The sequence below is a fragment of the Photobacterium sp. CCB-ST2H9 genome, from assembly GCF_023151555.2.
In the GTDB taxonomy this organism is placed as follows: Bacteria; Pseudomonadota; Gammaproteobacteria; order Enterobacterales; family Vibrionaceae; genus Photobacterium.
This window is the reverse complement of sequence record NZ_CP100426.1, coordinates 418,216-433,515: the sequence shown is the minus strand read 5'-3', so window position 1 is coordinate 433,515 and position 15,300 is coordinate 418,216. Positions and strand designations below refer to the sequence as shown.

Sequence of the window (15,300 nt, the reverse complement as noted above, 5' to 3'; positions counted from 1 at the left end):
ACAATGAGATAACGCTTCATTACGGTGTATTCCGTAACTTCAGAATCATCTCAGTTACGGTTGAGTTGCATCTTCAACAATCGCGTGACAACCTACATCTGTACTCCACTCAACAGGTGTTCCGAATCCGCCAACAACACAATCGACACTCATTTCAGTTTGAACGGTCTCCATTGACATGCCTGGATTCCAGTTGATGGTTCTTGTTTCGTTGCGTTTCAGCACTTGTTTTTCATAGTTTGCACGCAGCGTCCACATTGAGTTGGTGCTTGTATCCACCTTCCCTAACTGCGACTGACTATATTCCTGAATCTGGTCAAACAGCTCTGCCTGCAATTCAGCCTGAATACCTTCCACAGCTTTAATAAATGCAGCCTGATTTGGCGCTTGCTCTTCGTACTGCTTCGTTTCAGGGTTGTAATACTCGACATAAACCCCTTTTCCTTCCTGTACTAACTTCTTGAAGAAGGTTTGGATTTCAATGTCTACACAGGCAAAGTTGTGGTAAGCAGCGAATGTGTGGGCTTGCTCAAATGTCTGGTTCCAGTCCACGGTAATACGAGCTGCACGCGTCTCTCTTTCCGTCTCTAGTTCCCAGTCCACAATCAGGCTGAAGTACGGCGATAGACTGTTCCCAACCGCCAGATCATTCTCAATGGCATTCGTCATGTCATTATCAGGTAATGTCACCAACTGGAATGGTACATTCACAGATGCACTCGTTCTTCCGCCTGGTACTTTCGCGTATGCCTTTTCAACGATCGTTGTAGGCTGCTGTTTGCCATCAATCGTTGTCACGTAACAGTTATTTATCGTGACATTGATCGTCTGACCTAATGCATCCGTCACTGTTAACGGCTCATCCACACATTCAACGTCAATTCGTCCATCCGCGTTTGCATCAATACCATCAACAACAAATAACGCCGTTCCTCGCGTAACCACAGCAGGAGAGACACTGAAACCCACTTTTTCTGCTTCGGTTTTCAAGAATTGGACATCTTCAACACGTCCCATCGTATTGAACGCACCACCCATCCGGATTTGAGCTTCTCCCGGACGGAGTGCAGCCCAGGTACCAAACCTTGGGATGTAGCTGGAGGCATTGAAGTTTGGTCGGGTATTGTCCCCGGTACCACGGTATGCAACATAACCAGATTTAGGCACATACCACATCAGATCTTTTTTATGAGAATCTTTATACAGGTAGTATTTACTTTCTAATTCAGCCGATACACTGCCCGGAAAATGACGGTAAGCATTATCATCATTTGGATCCATTGGTGTGGCCGTAACCGCGCAACTAAGCAAAGCTGAAGCGATAGCGCTCAGCTGAATAATGTGAGTCCTTTTCATGTTTTCCTCAAATTAACAAAATTAATTATTATTCAACTAGTTGAGTATCAATTATGTCCACAGGAAAAATACAAGAAGAAGGTAGCATTCCTATTTCTGACGATTGGTTCGAAAATTCAATATGAAATACAAAGTACGACCACAATTTAATGAGATCAAATCCATACTTTCGATTTGAACATCAACGAATGATAATATATCGATATTGGAAATATCCTTTCAATCTATCCATCTATAAGAATTAAATATTTCACCATCATATCATCAAGTCGCAAACAAGAAATTGATTGCAGTGTTCCAAAATGATTCATAAATATTGATTGGATTTGTTCTGGCACCAGACAATAGTCACAACAGGCATCACAACTTCCTCATAATATATATCTTCATGAACAATGAATATTGATGAAATAGACCACATAAAAGCCATGGAAATATCACCTCAACGCAATGATATTTATCTGAAGTTCCAAATTGACCCGACATAACACAAGTTAAAAAGAGTCTCACCCGGCTCAGACCAATGCATCAACCCTAGTCCAATAACCAGCTGCCTTTTGTAACCCCCTGTTGCCTCTAAAGAAACGTCACCAACCTGCCGCCTTGAGAAGAATAAGGCTTCTTATATTCTGCCTGTTGCTCATTCCACCATTTTCTTACAGGAATATTCAATGAACGTATCATTAAAGCCAACCAAGGCTTTTGTCATCACGTCTTGGGCTGCACTTGCACTGGCTGTGCTGGCTTATGGTGTCGGTTTGCTCAATGCCAACCTCCAGCTCAATGAAAAAGGTTACTATCTTGTAGTCCTGCTGTTTGGCCTGTTCAGTGTCATCACGTTACAAAAAACAGTGCGGGATGAGATGGAAGGTATCAATGTCACCGCATTGTATAGAACTATGGTCATTGCCGGTGTCATCATTTCATGTGCCTTAATGCTGATTGGACTCTGGAATGCCAGTACACTTGCGTTAAATGAGAAGGGATTTTTCGCAATTACATTCGCTTTAGGCTTATTCAGTGCTGTTGTGACACAAAAAAATGTCCGTGATCTGGCTTTTTTCGAATCTGCTGAACCTCAGACAGAGCCTCATCGTCCTGCCAAGCCAGCCAGCCCGGCTGAACCTGAACATCCTCAGGACTGATTTCAAAATCTGGCTCACTCCATGAAGGCAACCTGAGTTGCCTTTTTCTTTCCGGCTTCACGTTTCAATCTGTTCAAGCCACTGTGATTTCCAGTATGCTTATCAGTAATTCAAATGGATATTCATCAGGATTGCTTATGGATATAGAGGCGCTTCGAAGCTTTTTAGCATTCATCGATACCGGTAGTTTTACCCGGGCTGCAAAGCAGACATTCAGGACTCAGTCTGCAATCAGTATGCAGATGAAAAAACTGGAGCAGGAACTGGATCAAACGCTCTTTCAGCGGGAAGGCAGACAACTGGTGTTGACCCATGAAGGCCAGAAACTGGCCAGTTATGCCAGACGTTTACTGAGCTTACATGATGAAGCGGTTTCCAGTCTGCGCACTCAGGCCGACAGCCAGCCCTTGTTATTTGGCTGTCCGGATGACTATGCTGAAACCTTGCTCCCCTGCCTGGTGTCTTTGATTCGTCAACATCTGGGACCTGTCCAGATCCACGTCATGTGCGCCACCAGTGTTCGTCTGCGCCAGCTGATGGATAAAGGTGAGCTCCACGCTGCAATGCTCACCCGGCAGCCCGGCTCAGATGAAGGCCACTTTTTAATGCAGGATCAAGGCGTCTGGTACGGCTCACCTGAAACTGACTTATTATCCCTGCGTCCGCTACCCATCGCGCTGTTTCAGGCAGATTGCAAATTTCATGCAGCAGCACTGGATGGGTTGATGAAACAGGAAATCAGTTTCGATTTAGTCAGTTGCAGCAGTAGTGCAACCGCCCAACGAGGCATGGTGCGGGCAGGACTGGCCATTGGTGCCATGGCAAGAAGCAGTATGTCTCCGGATTTAGTCGAACTCCGGGCTGACTGGCTGCCGCCATTGCCGGGAATTGAAATCGCGCTGGCGCTGGCACCTCAGTCACATTCCGGTCTCACGACTCAGATTGCGCGAACAATCAGTCATGCATTTCTCGCGGCATTGAAAAAAAAATACAACACCGGCGGAAAACATCTGACCATCATGAAAACTGCAATCAAATGTGAATAGCACTCGCCTGCCTGGCTGAAATATGGCATGGTGCGCGGTGTCAATTGATTGTGAACGACAAACTTCAAGATGCAAAAAACGAAACAAAAATGGCTGTCGGTGCTGACTCAATTCACCGTTTACCTGTCTTTGCTCATGCTGGTCATTGGCGGGGGCTTAGCACTTTACGCGATCGTTTACGGGCCATAACTGGCCCGTTTACTCACCTTCCTTGAACAGGATGGGATGGCTTTTACATCCGCATACCACCGTCCACTTCAAGAACTCGACCGGTAAAGTAATCATTTTCCAGAATATATTTCACAGCATTTGCGATATCTGTTGATTGCCCCACCCGGCCCAGCGGAATCATTTTTTCTAAGCGCTCAATCGCTTCCTGAGGTAATTGATCAGCCATAGCAGTCCAGACGACACCTGGTGCAATCGCCGCAGCCCGGATACCAAAACGGCCCAGCTCTTTTGCCCAGCAAACAGCCATCGTTGCGACGGCCGCTTTGGAAGCAGCATAGTTGGTCTGTCCGAAATTACCCGCACGGGCAACGCTGGAGATATTGATAATAGCGCCGGGCCGTTTAGTTTGTATCATGCGGGCTGCTGCTTCGCGACCACAAAGAAATGTCCCCGTAGCATTCACTGTCATCACCGCATTAAACTGCTCCAGCGACATTTTACTGATCGCGCCATCTTTCACTTTGACCAGTAATCCGTCACGAAGAATCCCGGCATTATTCACCAGCCCATCCAGCTGACCAAAATCCTCAATGATCTGATCGAAAACTCGCTCGACCTGATCTTCCTGCGTAACATCCACTTGATACGTTAACGCTTTACTGCTGAGCATCTGACACTGTGAACGGGTCTGTGCCAAACCTTCCGGATTCATATCAATCAAAGCCAGATCGGCCCCGGCCTGAGCCAGGGTAATCGCCATCATTTGTCCCAGTCCCTGACCTGCGCCAGTGATTGCAATGACAGAATTTTTAATATCCATATTGAACTCCCTGAATGCTGCATACACTTATTTTTGCTGACGCTGATAGAACTCAAACAAACTCGAAAAATCCAGAAGCTCGTTCCCGTTCGCATTATGGAAAGCGTAAAGGTTCCGAGCCAGTGTCCCCATCGGGACCGCGGACTGGCTCTGCAGTGCTGCATCCATGCCAAGCCCCAGATCCTTGAGCATAAGCTTACTCATAAATCCGGGCTGATAACCTTTGCTGGCCGGTGCATTTTCCATGACGCCCGGACAAGGGTTATAAAGTTCCAGCACCCAGTTACGGCCCGAGCTTTGTAACATAATGTCTGACAGCACTTTCGGATCCAGACCGTTTTCGATCCCTAAGTTCAATGCTTCACAGGCACCCGCCATTTGCACCGCCAGCATCAGGTTATTACAGATTTTTGCCATCTGTCCGTCACCAGCCTGACCCGCATGGAAGATATTCTTCCCGACATATTGCAAGACAGCTTCAGCCCGGTGAAATGCAGAATCCGTTCCGCCGACAATAAACGTCAGCGTACCGGCTTCAGCCCCGGCCACCCCGCCAGACACAGGCGCATCCACAAATTCGAACTGATGCTGCTCGGCATATTTTGCGACTTCTTTTGCCGTCGCCGGATCAATCGTTGAGGAATCAATCAGAAAAGTACCCGGGGCAACCATGGCGAACAATCCTTGCTCAGGTTGACCTTTGGGTCCCAGGTAGACATCGTGAACATGCTGCCCGGCCGGCAACATCGTAATGACAGTGTCCGCACCAGCGACGACCTCTTTCAGGTTCGCTGCCGCAACTGCACCATCGGCTTCCAGCTTGCGGGCCGCTTCCATATTCAGGTCAAAAACCTTCACATGACAACCCGCTTTTAATAAGTTTCTCGCCATCGGGCTGCCCATATTGCCCAGCCCGATAAACGCAATCGTTGTCGCCATAACACACTCCTTTTCAGATCTTCAATCTGTGGTGCAGTGATGCAGGTACAACTAAGGGGCGAACAATACTCCCCCAACAACTCGCTGCAATTTCAATTCAGGCGGAAACATCCTGAGTATTTCACAATCTCAGGACATTGATTCCGCACCTAAGTCTGCCAATGGATGTTCAGAGGCTTGCCACATTGGCGCAAATAAATCATCAATCACACTTTCATCGACTGCAGAAACAGCAGAAAAGAGCCATGTGGGTTCTCCGCTCTTATCAATCAGACGCGCGCGAACGCCTTCCTGAAACTCGCCCAGCAATCCGCATCTCACCGACAAACCCAGTTCCAGACGGAAACAATCGGCCAGCGTCAGGTCGCGATACCCTTTCAGTTGCCGGTAACAGATATGCGCAGAAACCGGGCTGCCATGTTTCAAGTTTGACTTCGCGGTTTCAAGCCAGGTGCCTAAGCCATCAATCGCCATGATCTGCTGGCAAATTTCTTCCAGATTACGGCCAACCGAAGCTGCCTGAATCTGAGGGAAGTAAGGAATCATCTGGCTTGGCGGCCAGTCGCGTTTTGCCGATTCTGCAAATTCACGAAGGCAATCAGACACAGCCTGATCCGCGTCCGGCACGCTTTGCCAGTCAATTGCCTGTAACGCTTCAAAAACAGCCGACTTATGTTCCGCCAGCAGAATATGATCGGCCATTTTCAGGTCCAGCGCATCACTTGCGTTCACCCGTGCACCCGTCAACCCTAAGAACAGACCGACGCCTGCCGGCAACTGATTCAGAAACCAGGTACCGCCAACATCAGGGTACAGACCAATGGAAATTTCAGGCATGGCTAACATGCTGGATGGGGTCACGACCCGATGACCAGCACCGATATACAGCCCGATCCCACCGCCCATAACGATCCCTTCACCCCAGGCAATCAACGGCTTTTTAAACTGATGAATCTGATAATCACACCGGTATTCGACGCTGAAATATTCGGTCAGGAAAGACTCTGGTGACGCTCCGGCCTCACCCGCTTCTTTATGCGATTCAGCTTCAACCATCGCTTTGTAAATGGCCCGTACATCCCCGCCTGCACAGAATGCTTTCGCATGGTCACTGTGTAAAAACACACACGCAATCTGATCATCCTTTTCCCATTCAGCCAGACGGGCACTGAGCTGTCGCAGCATCTCTAATGTGAGTGCATTTAAGGAGGAAGGGTTATCAATTGCCGCAATACCAATTCGCTTGCCGCGCCCACACTCAAGTTCGCTAAAAGTCATTGTTCCAGTCATGTTCACTCCATGCACGCGAATGGCAGGATGGTCCATCATTCGCTGATCAGCATTTATCTGCCGTTATTATTCGTTTTTCCATACCGGAGGACGTTTTTCAAAAAACGCCCGGACCCCTTCCCGTTGATCCAATGTATCAAACAGGCGGATAAAACGTTCCCTTTCCTGAATTAATCCCTGATGTAATGGGGCAAACCGGGCATTCTGAATCAGCGATTTACATGCCGTCACGGCAGTTGGCGACTGATGCGCGACTTCAGCAGCCAACTTTTTCGCAGTCTCCAGAGACTGTCCCGTCGCGACGACTTCTTCAACCAGACGGATATCCAGTGCCTGTGAGGCGCTAACCCGCTCGCCACACAAAATCATCCGCTTGGCCCAGCCTTCGCCCACCAGCCAGGCTAGGTTCTGTGTCCCGCCCGCACAAGGCAGCAAGCCAACACTCGCTTCCGGCAATGCCATGATCGCATGCGCTTCCGCAATACGGATATCACACGCCAATGCAACTTCCAGCCCGCCGCCCATGCCATAGCCATTGATGGCAGCGATAGATACACCGCGAAAATCAGACAAAGTTTCAAAAGCCTGACCAAAACAAAACGCCATATCGGCTGCAACCGCCTTATCGCCCTCGGCAAACAGTTTCAAATCTGCGCCGGCAGAGAAAAACTTTTCTCCTTTGCCGGTCAGCACCAGGGCATAAATGTTTTTGTCTTCATTCAGTGCTTTGACCAGAGCCTTCAGCTGATTCAGACTGTCCGCCGTCCAGGTATTGGCTGGCGGGTTATTCATGGTCAGTACCGCGACATGGCCATCAATTTCAACTTCAATCGGACCACTTGTTTGTGTCAGTGCGTGCATAACGCCCATCCTTTTTGGGTTGAGATCCATGCAAGGCAACTGGACTGAGTGCCGATAACCTTCATTCGCACGGCTGCCACACCCGGAAGAACGAGCATGGCAGCCGTGAGAAGACATCAGAGTTATTCAAAGCAGTCCAGTATCCTCACTTAATAAACGACGCGCGATGATCAAGCGCATGATTTCGTTTGTTCCTTCCAGAATTTGATGCACCCGGACATCCCGGAAATGACGTTCGATCGGATAATCCTGAATGTACCCGTAACCACCATAAAGCTGCAGGGCATGATCACAGACCGTAAACCCAACATCCGTCGCGAAGCGTTTTGCCATCGCACAGTACGCTGTAGCTTCCGGATCGCCCTTATCCAGCTTGGATGCCGCAAACCGGACCAGCTGCCGCGCCGCTTCAAGTTCAGTCGCCATATCAGCCAGTTTGAACTGCAGCGCCTGAAACTGTGCGATAGGTTTGCCAAACTGCTTCCGCTCAGTCATATACTGTCGGGCCAGATTGAGCGCCTGCTGCGCTGTACCGACAGAGCAAGTGGCGATATTGATCCGTCCGCCATCCAGCCCTTTCATCGCGAATCGGAAACCTTCGCCTTCCTCGCCCAAGCGGTAATGGACCGGAACCTTCACACTGTCGAATGAGACGGCACGGGTTGGCTGACTATGCCAGCCAAGCTTCGGCTCTTTTCGGCCATAACTGATGCCATCAGCATCCGCAGGCACGATAAAGGCAGAGATCCCATTGGCTCCGTTCTCTCCCGTACGGGCCATCACAACCAGCACATCGGTATCACCCGCCCCGGAAATGAAGGCCTTCGCCCCCGAAATCACATAGTGATCCCCTTTCCGTTCTGCCCGGGTCGTCAAAGATGCCGCATCTGAACCTGCGTTGGCTTCCGTCAGACAATAAGAACCCAGCCACTCACCTGTGATTAATTTCGAAATACACTCCGAACGGGCCTGCCCGGAAGCAAAGCTCGCGATCATCCAGGTCACCATGTTGTGAATGGTCATAAAAGCTGTTGTTGAAGTGCAGCCCATCGCCAGTTGTTCGAAAATGATCGAGGCATCCAACCGGCTCAGCCCCATTCCGCCGGACTCTACCGGGGTATAGAGGCTGAGAAACCCCATTTCTCCAGCCTGTCTGAGCACATCTTTCGGGAATGTTGAGGTTTCATCCCAGCTCGCCGCCATCGGCAGCAATTGTTCCTGAGAAAACTGCCTTGCAGCCTCAGCAAACGCGCGCTGATCATCATTCAGTTCAAAATCCATCGCCTTACTCCGTCGGTTCAGTCTTAATGATCGATGTTAATCGTCAGGTTCGGGCCTTTCGGAATATCGTCATCAAACCAACGTGCAGTCACCGTTTTCGTTTCAGTGAAGAAACGCACGGCTTGTTTCCCGTAAGCATGCAGATCACCATAAAAACTGCCCCGCCAGCCGGTAAAAGAGAAGAATGGCAGCGGCACCGGAATCGGCACGTTAATCCCGACCTGGCCGACCTGAATTTCATGCTGGAACTTCCGGGCTGCCGCACCGTTGGCCGTAAAGATCGAGGTCCCGTTACCGTACGGGTTGTCATTGATCAGTGCGATGGCTTCTTCCAGTGAACTCACTTCCACACAGACCAGAACCGGTCCGAAGATCTCTTCACGGTAAATGCTCATTTCCGGTGTTACACCGCTGAACAGCGTTGGTCCCACCCAGTTACCTGCCGGATAATCTTTCACCGTGCAATCACTGCCGTCGAGTTCACACACGGCCCCCTGCGCTTTCCCTTCCTGAATCAACCGCAGCACACGGGCTTTGGCTTCCGGATTGATTAACGGACCGTAAGCCGCGTCTTCCTCATCCCATCCGCCGGGTTTCATTTTCGCCATGGCTTCTTTCAGTTCAGGAATCCAGTCTTTGGCCCCATCGACAAAAACCGCAACGGAAATCGCCATGCAGCGTTGGCCCGCCGCACCGACTGACGCACCGACCAGATTATTAATCACCTGTTGTTTGTTCGCATCCGGCATCACCACCAGATGGTTTTTCGCCCCGGCAAATGCCTGAACGCGTTTCAGGTGGTGTGTTCCTGTCTGGTAGATATAGCGCGCCACCGGCACAGAACCCACAAATGAAACCGTGCGGATATCCGGATGCTCCAGCAAATGATCAACCTGTGCTTTACGCCCGTGAACCAATTGCAGCACGCCCGGAGGCGCCCCTGCCTGCTCAAACAGCTCTGCCAATCTGACCGAAGTCAGCGGCACCTGCTCAGAAGGTTTCAGCACAAAGGTATTCCCGGCCGCGATCGCCAGCGGGAACATCCAGAGCGGAATCATGGCCGGAAAATTAAACGGAGTAATCCCACTGCAGACACCCAGCGGCTGAGTCAGGGAGTATGTGTCGATATTATTTGCAACATTTTCACTGGATTCACCCATCATCAGGCTGGCAATATTGGCGGCCTGTTCCACCACTTCAATGCCTCGCCAGACATCGCCTTTGGCATCGGCAAGAATTTTGCCCGTCTCGCTGGAAAGCAGACAAGCCAGTTCGTCATGATGTGCTTTGAGAAGTTGCTGATAACTCAGCATCAGCCTGGCACGCTCAGGCACCGGCACATTTTTCCACTTCTCGAAGGTTCTTTTTGCGCTGGCAATCGCCTCATCCATTTCCGATGTTAATGCACACGGCAAATGGGCAATCACTTCATTGGTAGCCGGGTTGGTCACATCAATCCATTCTTCTGACTGTGACTGACGGAATTGGCCATCAATGAACAGGGGTACTCTCTCAATCATTTTCACGTCCTCTAAACTGTCATTTCCATTGCTGGTGATACAGCGACCAGGTGCGAATTTATTACTGAGTTGGAATTTACTGAGCCGGAAGTTCAATCGCGACGGCGGTTGCTTCGCCACCACCGATACATAAGGATGCGATGCCCCGGCTGACCGGTTCACCCGCCTGTTGCTTGCGGCGCAGTGCATGAATCAAACTGACGATAATGCGGGCGCCGCTGGCACCAATCGGATGACCCAGAGCACAGGCCCCGCCGTGAATATTTACTTTGCTGGCATCCAGTTGCAACTCACGGACCGCAATTTGCGTGACGACGGCAAAAGCTTCATTGATCTCCCAGAGATCCACGTCATCCGTTTGCCATTGCAGCTGTTCAAGCAACTGCCGGATGGCATCCACCGGAGCAACGGTGAATTCAGACGGGAGACGGGCATGGGTCGACTGACCGCGAATAATCGCCAGCGGCTCAAACCCATGCTGTTGGGCTGTGTCGCTGTCCATCAGCAGTAAGGCTGCCGCGCCATCGGCGATAGAACTGGAGTTTGCAGCAGTCACACTGCCGTCTTTGGCAAAAACAGGCTTCAGTTTGGGGATCTTGGCCGGATCAACTTCTCCCGGATGCTCATCCACTTTAACCAGGTGCTCACCTTTTCGATCCGCGATCACGACAGGGCAGGTTTCCTGCTCAAACGCCCCGGATTCAATCGCCTGACAGGCACGCTGTACGGACATCGCAGCCCATTCATCCATGGCTTCCCGGCTGAATTGCTTGGCATCGGCAATCTGCTGGGCGTAAACCCCCATGAGTTCTCCTTCATAGGCATCCTGCAAACCATCCAGAAACAGATGATCATGCGTAGTCTGGTGCCCTAAACGAAAACCGCCCCTGGCCTGCTTCAGCAGATAAGGGGCGTTGGTCATACTTTCCATCCCACCGGCGATTGCCGTCTGAATACTGCCGGCACGAATCATATCTGCGGCAAGCATCACAGTTTTCATTCCTGAACCACAAACTTTATTCACCGTCACACAACCGGTCGAAATTGGCAGCCCGGCGTTGAGCGCTGCCTGACGTGCAGGCGCCTGACCACATCCGGCAGGCAGAACACACCCCATCAGGACTTCATCGATCCGGAGACCATCGGCCTTGCCCGGGAAAAGTTCATCGGTAAAAACCCCGATACTCTCGAGGGCACCTTTGATGGCATAAGCCCCTAATGTCGGGGAGGACAACGACGAAAACTGCCCCTGAAAACTGCCTAAAGGGGTACGTTTGGCTGAGACGATCCACACTTCTTTCTCAGATGAAGATACTGCAGTTGAACTGGTGCTGGTTTCCATTTTCCAGGCTCCGCTTTTCTTGACGTTTACGTAAGCATAGCACTAACATTTACGTAAACGTTAAGAAACAACAGCACAACAATATTGATTGATCAGCGTACAGAATTGTTGCCATTTCCGGATAAACCGCCGTGTTCTGGTCTCACTCTGACGAGGTTGCTTTTCAGTCCCGCATTTACGAACATCGGGAGGACAGCAGTGTGGTGGATACCTTTAAGATCAGCGAGCTGGCAAAAGAATTTGGCATCACCACCCGCAGTATTCGTTTTTATGAAGACGTGGGTCTGCTCCAGCCGGAAAGAGACGGCACAATCCGAGTCTATCAACGCCGGGATAAGATCCGGCTCAAGCTGATTCTTCGCGGGAAACGGCTTGGATTGTCTTTGGCTGAAATTCGTGAACTCTTTGATTTATATGATACAAATCAGAGTGATAGCCAGCTTCACCAGATGATTAAAATCATCGAAGAGAAACAATCAAAACTCCAGCGTCAGTTAGATGATATCGATATCCTGATGCAGGAACTGGATGCTGCAAAAGCACGGTGCCAGCAGGCGCTGGACGACAAAAGCAACACCAGCAAGCACAGAAAAAACAATCACAGTCAGTCGAAATTTGAAGGCTGAGACAATCACTGATCATCCTGAGAATTTAGTTGTATCTCATGACTCATCCGAATATTCGGATACAAGGGAGATGCTATGAAAGACCTGTTTACCCCGCTCAATTTTGGCTTGGGCGAAACCCTGGACATGCTCCGTGTGCATGTCAATCATTTTGCCGCCGATGCCATTGCACCACTCGCCGAGCAGATTGATAAAGACAACCTTTTCCCCGCTCACCTCTGGGAAAAACTGGGCAACATGGGTTTACTTGGGGTCACCGTCAGTGAAGAGTTCGGTGGCGCGGGTATGGGCTATCTGGCCCATGTTGTCGCCATGGAAGAAATCAGCCGGGCATCCGCTTCTGTCGGGCTGAGCTATGGCGCTCATTCCAACCTGTGCGTCAACCAGATCTACCGGAACGGTACGCAGGCACAGAAAGAAAAATACCTTCCCAAACTGATCAGCGGCGAGCACATCGGCGCACTCGCAATGAGCGAAGCCAATGCGGGTTCAGATGTCGTCAGCATGCAGCTGAAAGCCGAAAAACAAGGCGAAGTCTTTGTCCTGAATGGCAACAAAATGTGGATCACCAACGGACCGGATGCCCATACCTTTGTGGTCTATGCCAAAACTGATTCGCAGGCAAAATCCCGTGGGATCAGTGCGTTTATTATTGAACGCGATTTCCCTGGTTTCACCCGGGCGCAAAAACTCGACAAACTGGGCATGCGGGGATCAAACACCTGCGAACTCGTGTTCAACAACTGTGAAGTTCCGGCTGAAAACCTGCTGGGGAAACTCAATCAGGGGGTTGAAGTACTGATGAGCGGTCTGGACTACGAGCGGGTTGTGCTTGCAGCCGGTCCGCTGGGAATCATGCGCGCTTGTCTGGATATTTGCCTGCCCTATATTCACGACCGCAAACAATTCGGGAAGTCCATCGGTGAGTTCCAACTGATTCAGGCAAAAATTGCCGACATGTATACCCGCATGAATGCGGCGCGCGCGTATGTCTACACCGTTGCGGCCGCGTGTGACCGGGGTGAGACCACTCGTCAGGATGCAGCCGGTGCGATTCTGTACTGTGCGGAGCTGGCGACGCAAATGGCACTGGACGCCATTCAGATCCTCGGTGGTAACGGCTACATCAACGAATTTCCGACCGGACGACTGCTCCGTGATGCCAAGCTCTATGAAATCGGTGCGGGCACCTCTGAAATTCGCCGCATGCTGATTGGCCGCGAGCTGTTCGAACAAAGCCGATAAGTATCAATACAACAGGGACAGATATCATGGCGATACTTGAGAGCCACATTCAGCCTCATGACACACAGTTTCAGCAGAACCACCAGGAAATGGCAACACTGGTTGATGAACTGCAGACCCGTTTGAGCATCCAGCTTCAGGGCGGCGGTGAACAGGCACAAGCCAGACAGCGATCCAAAGGCAAACTACCCGTCCGGGAGCGGATTGACCGGCTGCTGGACGCCGGCAGTCCTTTCCTGGAAGTCGGCCAGTTTGCCGCCTGGGAAGTCTATGATGAGAACATTCCCTGCGCAGGGGTCGTTGCAGGGATTGGTCAGGTGTCCGGTACCGATGTGATGATCATTGCCAATGATCCGACCGTGAAAGGCGGGACTTATTACCCGTTAACCGTCAAAAAACATCTGAGAGCCCAGGAGATAGCGGAACGCTGTCACCTGCCCTGCCTCTATCTGGTCGATTCCGGCGGTGCCAACCTGCCCCACCAGGCCGAAGTTTTTCCGGATAAAGATCATTTCGGACGGATCTTTTTTAATCAGGCCCGCATGTCGGCCAAAGGGATTCCGCAAATTGCGATTGTCCTGGGGCTCTGTACTGCAGGTGGCGCGTATGTGCCTGCCATGGCCGATGTTGCCATTATGGTGAAAAATCAAGGCACGATCTTTCTTGCCGGTCCGCCTCTGGTAAAAGCTGCAACCGGTGAAGATGTCAGCGCAGAAGCATTAGGCGGAGCCGATGTGCACTGTAAAACCTCTGGCGTCGCAGACTATTACGCTGAAGATGAGCCCCATGCACTGGCACTGGCCCGGCAGGCTGTCGATAGCTGTCATCGCCAGAAGGCATCCGTCTTGTCCGTGCAACCCGACCCTGTCAAAGCACCGCTTTATCCGGCAACCAACTTATACGGTATTGTCGGAACCGACCTGCGCAAACAAATTGACGCCCGTGAGGTGATTGCCCGGCTGGTGGACGGTTCTGAATTTGACGAATTTAAAGCCCTTTACGGCGAAACCCTGATTTGCGGCTTTGCCCGGTTACAAGGTTATCCGGTCGGCATCGTGGCAAATAACGGCATTCTTTTTTCGGAATCGGCACAAAAAGGGGCGCACTTCATTCAGCTTTGTACGCAGCGCAATATCCCGCTGCTGTTTTTGCAGAACATCACTGGTTTTATGGTGGGCCGGAAATACGAAGCAGAAGGCATTGCCAAGCATGGTGCCAAAATGGTGATGGCGGTTGCCTGTGCTAATGTCCCGAAATTTACCGTAATCATCGGTGGTTCTTACGGCGCCGGAAACTACGGGATGTGTGGCCGGGCTTATGATCCCACCCTGATCTGGATGTGGCCCAACGCCCGTATATCTGTCATGGGAGGTGAGCAGGCTGCAGGTGTCCTGGCTCAGGTCACCCGGGATATCAAACAGCGCAAAGGTGAAAGCTGGTCAGCAGAAGATGAAGAGACCTTCAAACAACCCATCCGGGAACGCTACGAAAAAGAAGGCTCCCCCTACTTTGCCAGCGCCCGCCTGTGGGATGACGGCATCATCGATCCGGTTCAGACCCGGGATGTTCTGGCGATGGCCCTGAAAGCCGCTAGCCATGCGCCGAAAGAAGACAGCCAGTTTGGCATTTTCCGAATGTAACCGTCCGCACAAGCGAGG

The 15,300-nt window shown here is 50.9% G+C and carries 14 protein-coding genes; 6 read left to right on the top strand and 8 right to left on the bottom strand.

The genetic code is table 11. The annotated features are described in order from the left end of the window. Nucleotides 1–54: 54 nt before the first annotated feature. Nucleotides 55–1,356 (bottom strand): hypothetical protein, encoded by a 1,302-nt coding sequence (locus L4174_RS18500; protein ID WP_248142444.1) that lies wholly within the window; start codon nt 1,354–1,356, stop codon nt 55–57. Nucleotides 1,357–2,027: 671 nt separating this feature from the next. Between L4174_RS18500 and yiaA the strand changes: the two genes are divergently transcribed. The 3 genes from yiaA to L4174_RS18485 all read left to right on the top strand — a co-directional run bounded on the left by yiaA (nt 2,028) and on the right by L4174_RS18485 (nt 3,736). After that, nucleotides 2,028–2,501, top strand: coding sequence for an inner membrane protein YiaA (gene yiaA / locus L4174_RS18495; RefSeq protein WP_248142445.1), 474 nt, complete (start codon nt 2,028–2,030; stop codon nt 2,499–2,501). Nucleotides 2,502–2,638: 137 nt separating this feature from the next. After that, nucleotides 2,639–3,547 (top strand): LysR family transcriptional regulator, encoded by a 909-nt coding sequence (locus tag L4174_RS18490; RefSeq protein WP_248142446.1) that lies wholly within the window; start codon nt 2,639–2,641, stop codon nt 3,545–3,547. 69 nt (nt 3,548–3,616) lie between these two features. Beyond that, on the top strand, nt 3,617–3,736 hold the full coding sequence (locus tag L4174_RS18485; RefSeq protein ID WP_248142447.1) for a 3-ketoacyl-ACP reductase: 120 nt from the start codon (nt 3,617–3,619) through the stop codon (nt 3,734–3,736). Between the two features lie 43 nt (nt 3,737–3,779). Here the strand turns inward: L4174_RS18485 and L4174_RS18480 are convergent, their stop codons facing one another. From L4174_RS18480 to L4174_RS18450, 7 genes are all read right to left on the bottom strand, one after another. Continuing rightward, complete coding sequence (locus L4174_RS18480) at nt 3,780–4,538, bottom strand: SDR family oxidoreductase (RefSeq protein ID WP_248142448.1); 759 nt, start codon at nt 4,536–4,538, stop codon at nt 3,780–3,782. A 27-nt stretch (nt 4,539–4,565) separates the two neighbouring features. Beyond that, the gene (mmsB, locus tag L4174_RS18475; RefSeq protein ID WP_248142449.1) at nt 4,566–5,477 is read right to left on the bottom strand and encodes a 3-hydroxyisobutyrate dehydrogenase; all 912 of its coding nucleotides are present in this window, start codon (nt 5,475–5,477) and stop codon (nt 4,566–4,568) included. Between the two features lie 129 nt (nt 5,478–5,606). Further along, nucleotides 5,607–6,767: an enoyl-CoA hydratase/isomerase family protein gene (locus tag L4174_RS18470; protein WP_248142450.1), complete on the bottom strand. Its 1,161-nt coding sequence runs from the start codon at nt 6,765–6,767 to the stop codon at nt 5,607–5,609. Nucleotides 6,768–6,833: 66 nt separating this feature from the next. Further along, nucleotides 6,834–7,628, bottom strand: a complete 795-nt coding sequence (locus L4174_RS18465) for an enoyl-CoA hydratase (RefSeq protein ID WP_248142451.1) — start codon at nt 7,626–7,628, stop codon at nt 6,834–6,836. Nucleotides 7,629–7,754: 126 nt separating this feature from the next. After that, the gene (locus tag L4174_RS18460) at nt 7,755–8,909 is read right to left on the bottom strand and encodes an acyl-CoA dehydrogenase family protein (protein ID WP_248142452.1); all 1,155 of its coding nucleotides are present in this window, start codon (nt 8,907–8,909) and stop codon (nt 7,755–7,757) included. A gap of 23 nt (nt 8,910–8,932) precedes the next feature. Continuing rightward, nucleotides 8,933–10,429 (bottom strand): CoA-acylating methylmalonate-semialdehyde dehydrogenase, encoded by a 1,497-nt coding sequence (locus L4174_RS18455; protein WP_248142453.1) that lies wholly within the window; start codon nt 10,427–10,429, stop codon nt 8,933–8,935. Between the two features lie 76 nt (nt 10,430–10,505). Continuing rightward, the gene (locus tag L4174_RS18450) at nt 10,506–11,771 is read right to left on the bottom strand and encodes a thiolase family protein (protein ID WP_248142454.1); all 1,266 of its coding nucleotides are present in this window, start codon (nt 11,769–11,771) and stop codon (nt 10,506–10,508) included. Nucleotides 11,772–11,974: 203 nt separating this feature from the next. Between L4174_RS18450 and L4174_RS18445 the strand changes: the two genes are divergently transcribed. The 3 genes from L4174_RS18445 (at nt 11,975) to L4174_RS18435 (ending at nt 15,282) form a co-directional block, all read left to right on the top strand. Continuing rightward, complete coding sequence (locus L4174_RS18445; RefSeq protein ID WP_305885168.1) at nt 11,975–12,397, top strand: MerR family DNA-binding transcriptional regulator; 423 nt, start codon at nt 11,975–11,977, stop codon at nt 12,395–12,397. 75 nt (nt 12,398–12,472) lie between these two features. Next, nucleotides 12,473–13,642 carry an isovaleryl-CoA dehydrogenase gene (locus L4174_RS18440; RefSeq protein WP_248142455.1) on the top strand — a complete coding sequence of 390 codons (1,170 nt, stop codon included), beginning with the start codon at nt 12,473–12,475 and terminating at the stop codon, nt 13,640–13,642. 26 nt (nt 13,643–13,668) lie between these two features. After that, nucleotides 13,669–15,282, top strand: a complete 1,614-nt coding sequence (locus L4174_RS18435) for a carboxyl transferase domain-containing protein (RefSeq protein WP_248142456.1) — start codon at nt 13,669–13,671, stop codon at nt 15,280–15,282. The last annotated feature ends 18 nt before the right edge of the window (nt 15,283–15,300 follow it).

Coding starts and splice junctions, on each gene's coding strand:
- L4174_RS18500 (WP_248142444.1), bottom strand. CDS start 1,356: ATGAAAAGGACTCACATTATTCAGCTGAGCGCTATCGCTTCAGCTTTG.
- yiaA (WP_248142445.1), top strand. CDS start 2,028: ATGAACGTATCATTAAAGCCAACCAAGGCTTTTGTCATCACGTCTTGG.
- L4174_RS18490 (WP_248142446.1), top strand. CDS start 2,639: ATGGATATAGAGGCGCTTCGAAGCTTTTTAGCATTCATCGATACCGGT.
- L4174_RS18485 (WP_248142447.1), top strand. CDS start 3,617: ATGCAAAAAACGAAACAAAAATGGCTGTCGGTGCTGACTCAATTCACC.
- L4174_RS18480 (WP_248142448.1), bottom strand. CDS start 4,538: ATGGATATTAAAAATTCTGTCATTGCAATCACTGGCGCAGGTCAGGGA.
- mmsB (WP_248142449.1), bottom strand. CDS start 5,477: ATGGCGACAACGATTGCGTTTATCGGGCTGGGCAATATGGGCAGCCCG.
- L4174_RS18470 (WP_248142450.1), bottom strand. CDS start 6,767: ATGACTGGAACAATGACTTTTAGCGAACTTGAGTGTGGGCGCGGCAAG.
- L4174_RS18465 (WP_248142451.1), bottom strand. CDS start 7,628: ATGCACGCACTGACACAAACAAGTGGTCCGATTGAAGTTGAAATTGAT.
- L4174_RS18460 (WP_248142452.1), bottom strand. CDS start 8,909: ATGGATTTTGAACTGAATGATGATCAGCGCGCGTTTGCTGAGGCTGCA.
- L4174_RS18455 (WP_248142453.1), bottom strand. CDS start 10,429: ATGATTGAGAGAGTACCCCTGTTCATTGATGGCCAATTCCGTCAGTCA.
- L4174_RS18450 (WP_248142454.1), bottom strand. CDS start 11,771: ATGGAAACCAGCACCAGTTCAACTGCAGTATCTTCATCTGAGAAAGAA.
- L4174_RS18440 (WP_248142455.1), top strand. CDS start 12,473: ATGAAAGACCTGTTTACCCCGCTCAATTTTGGCTTGGGCGAAACCCTG.
- L4174_RS18435 (WP_248142456.1), top strand. CDS start 13,669: ATGGCGATACTTGAGAGCCACATTCAGCCTCATGACACACAGTTTCAG.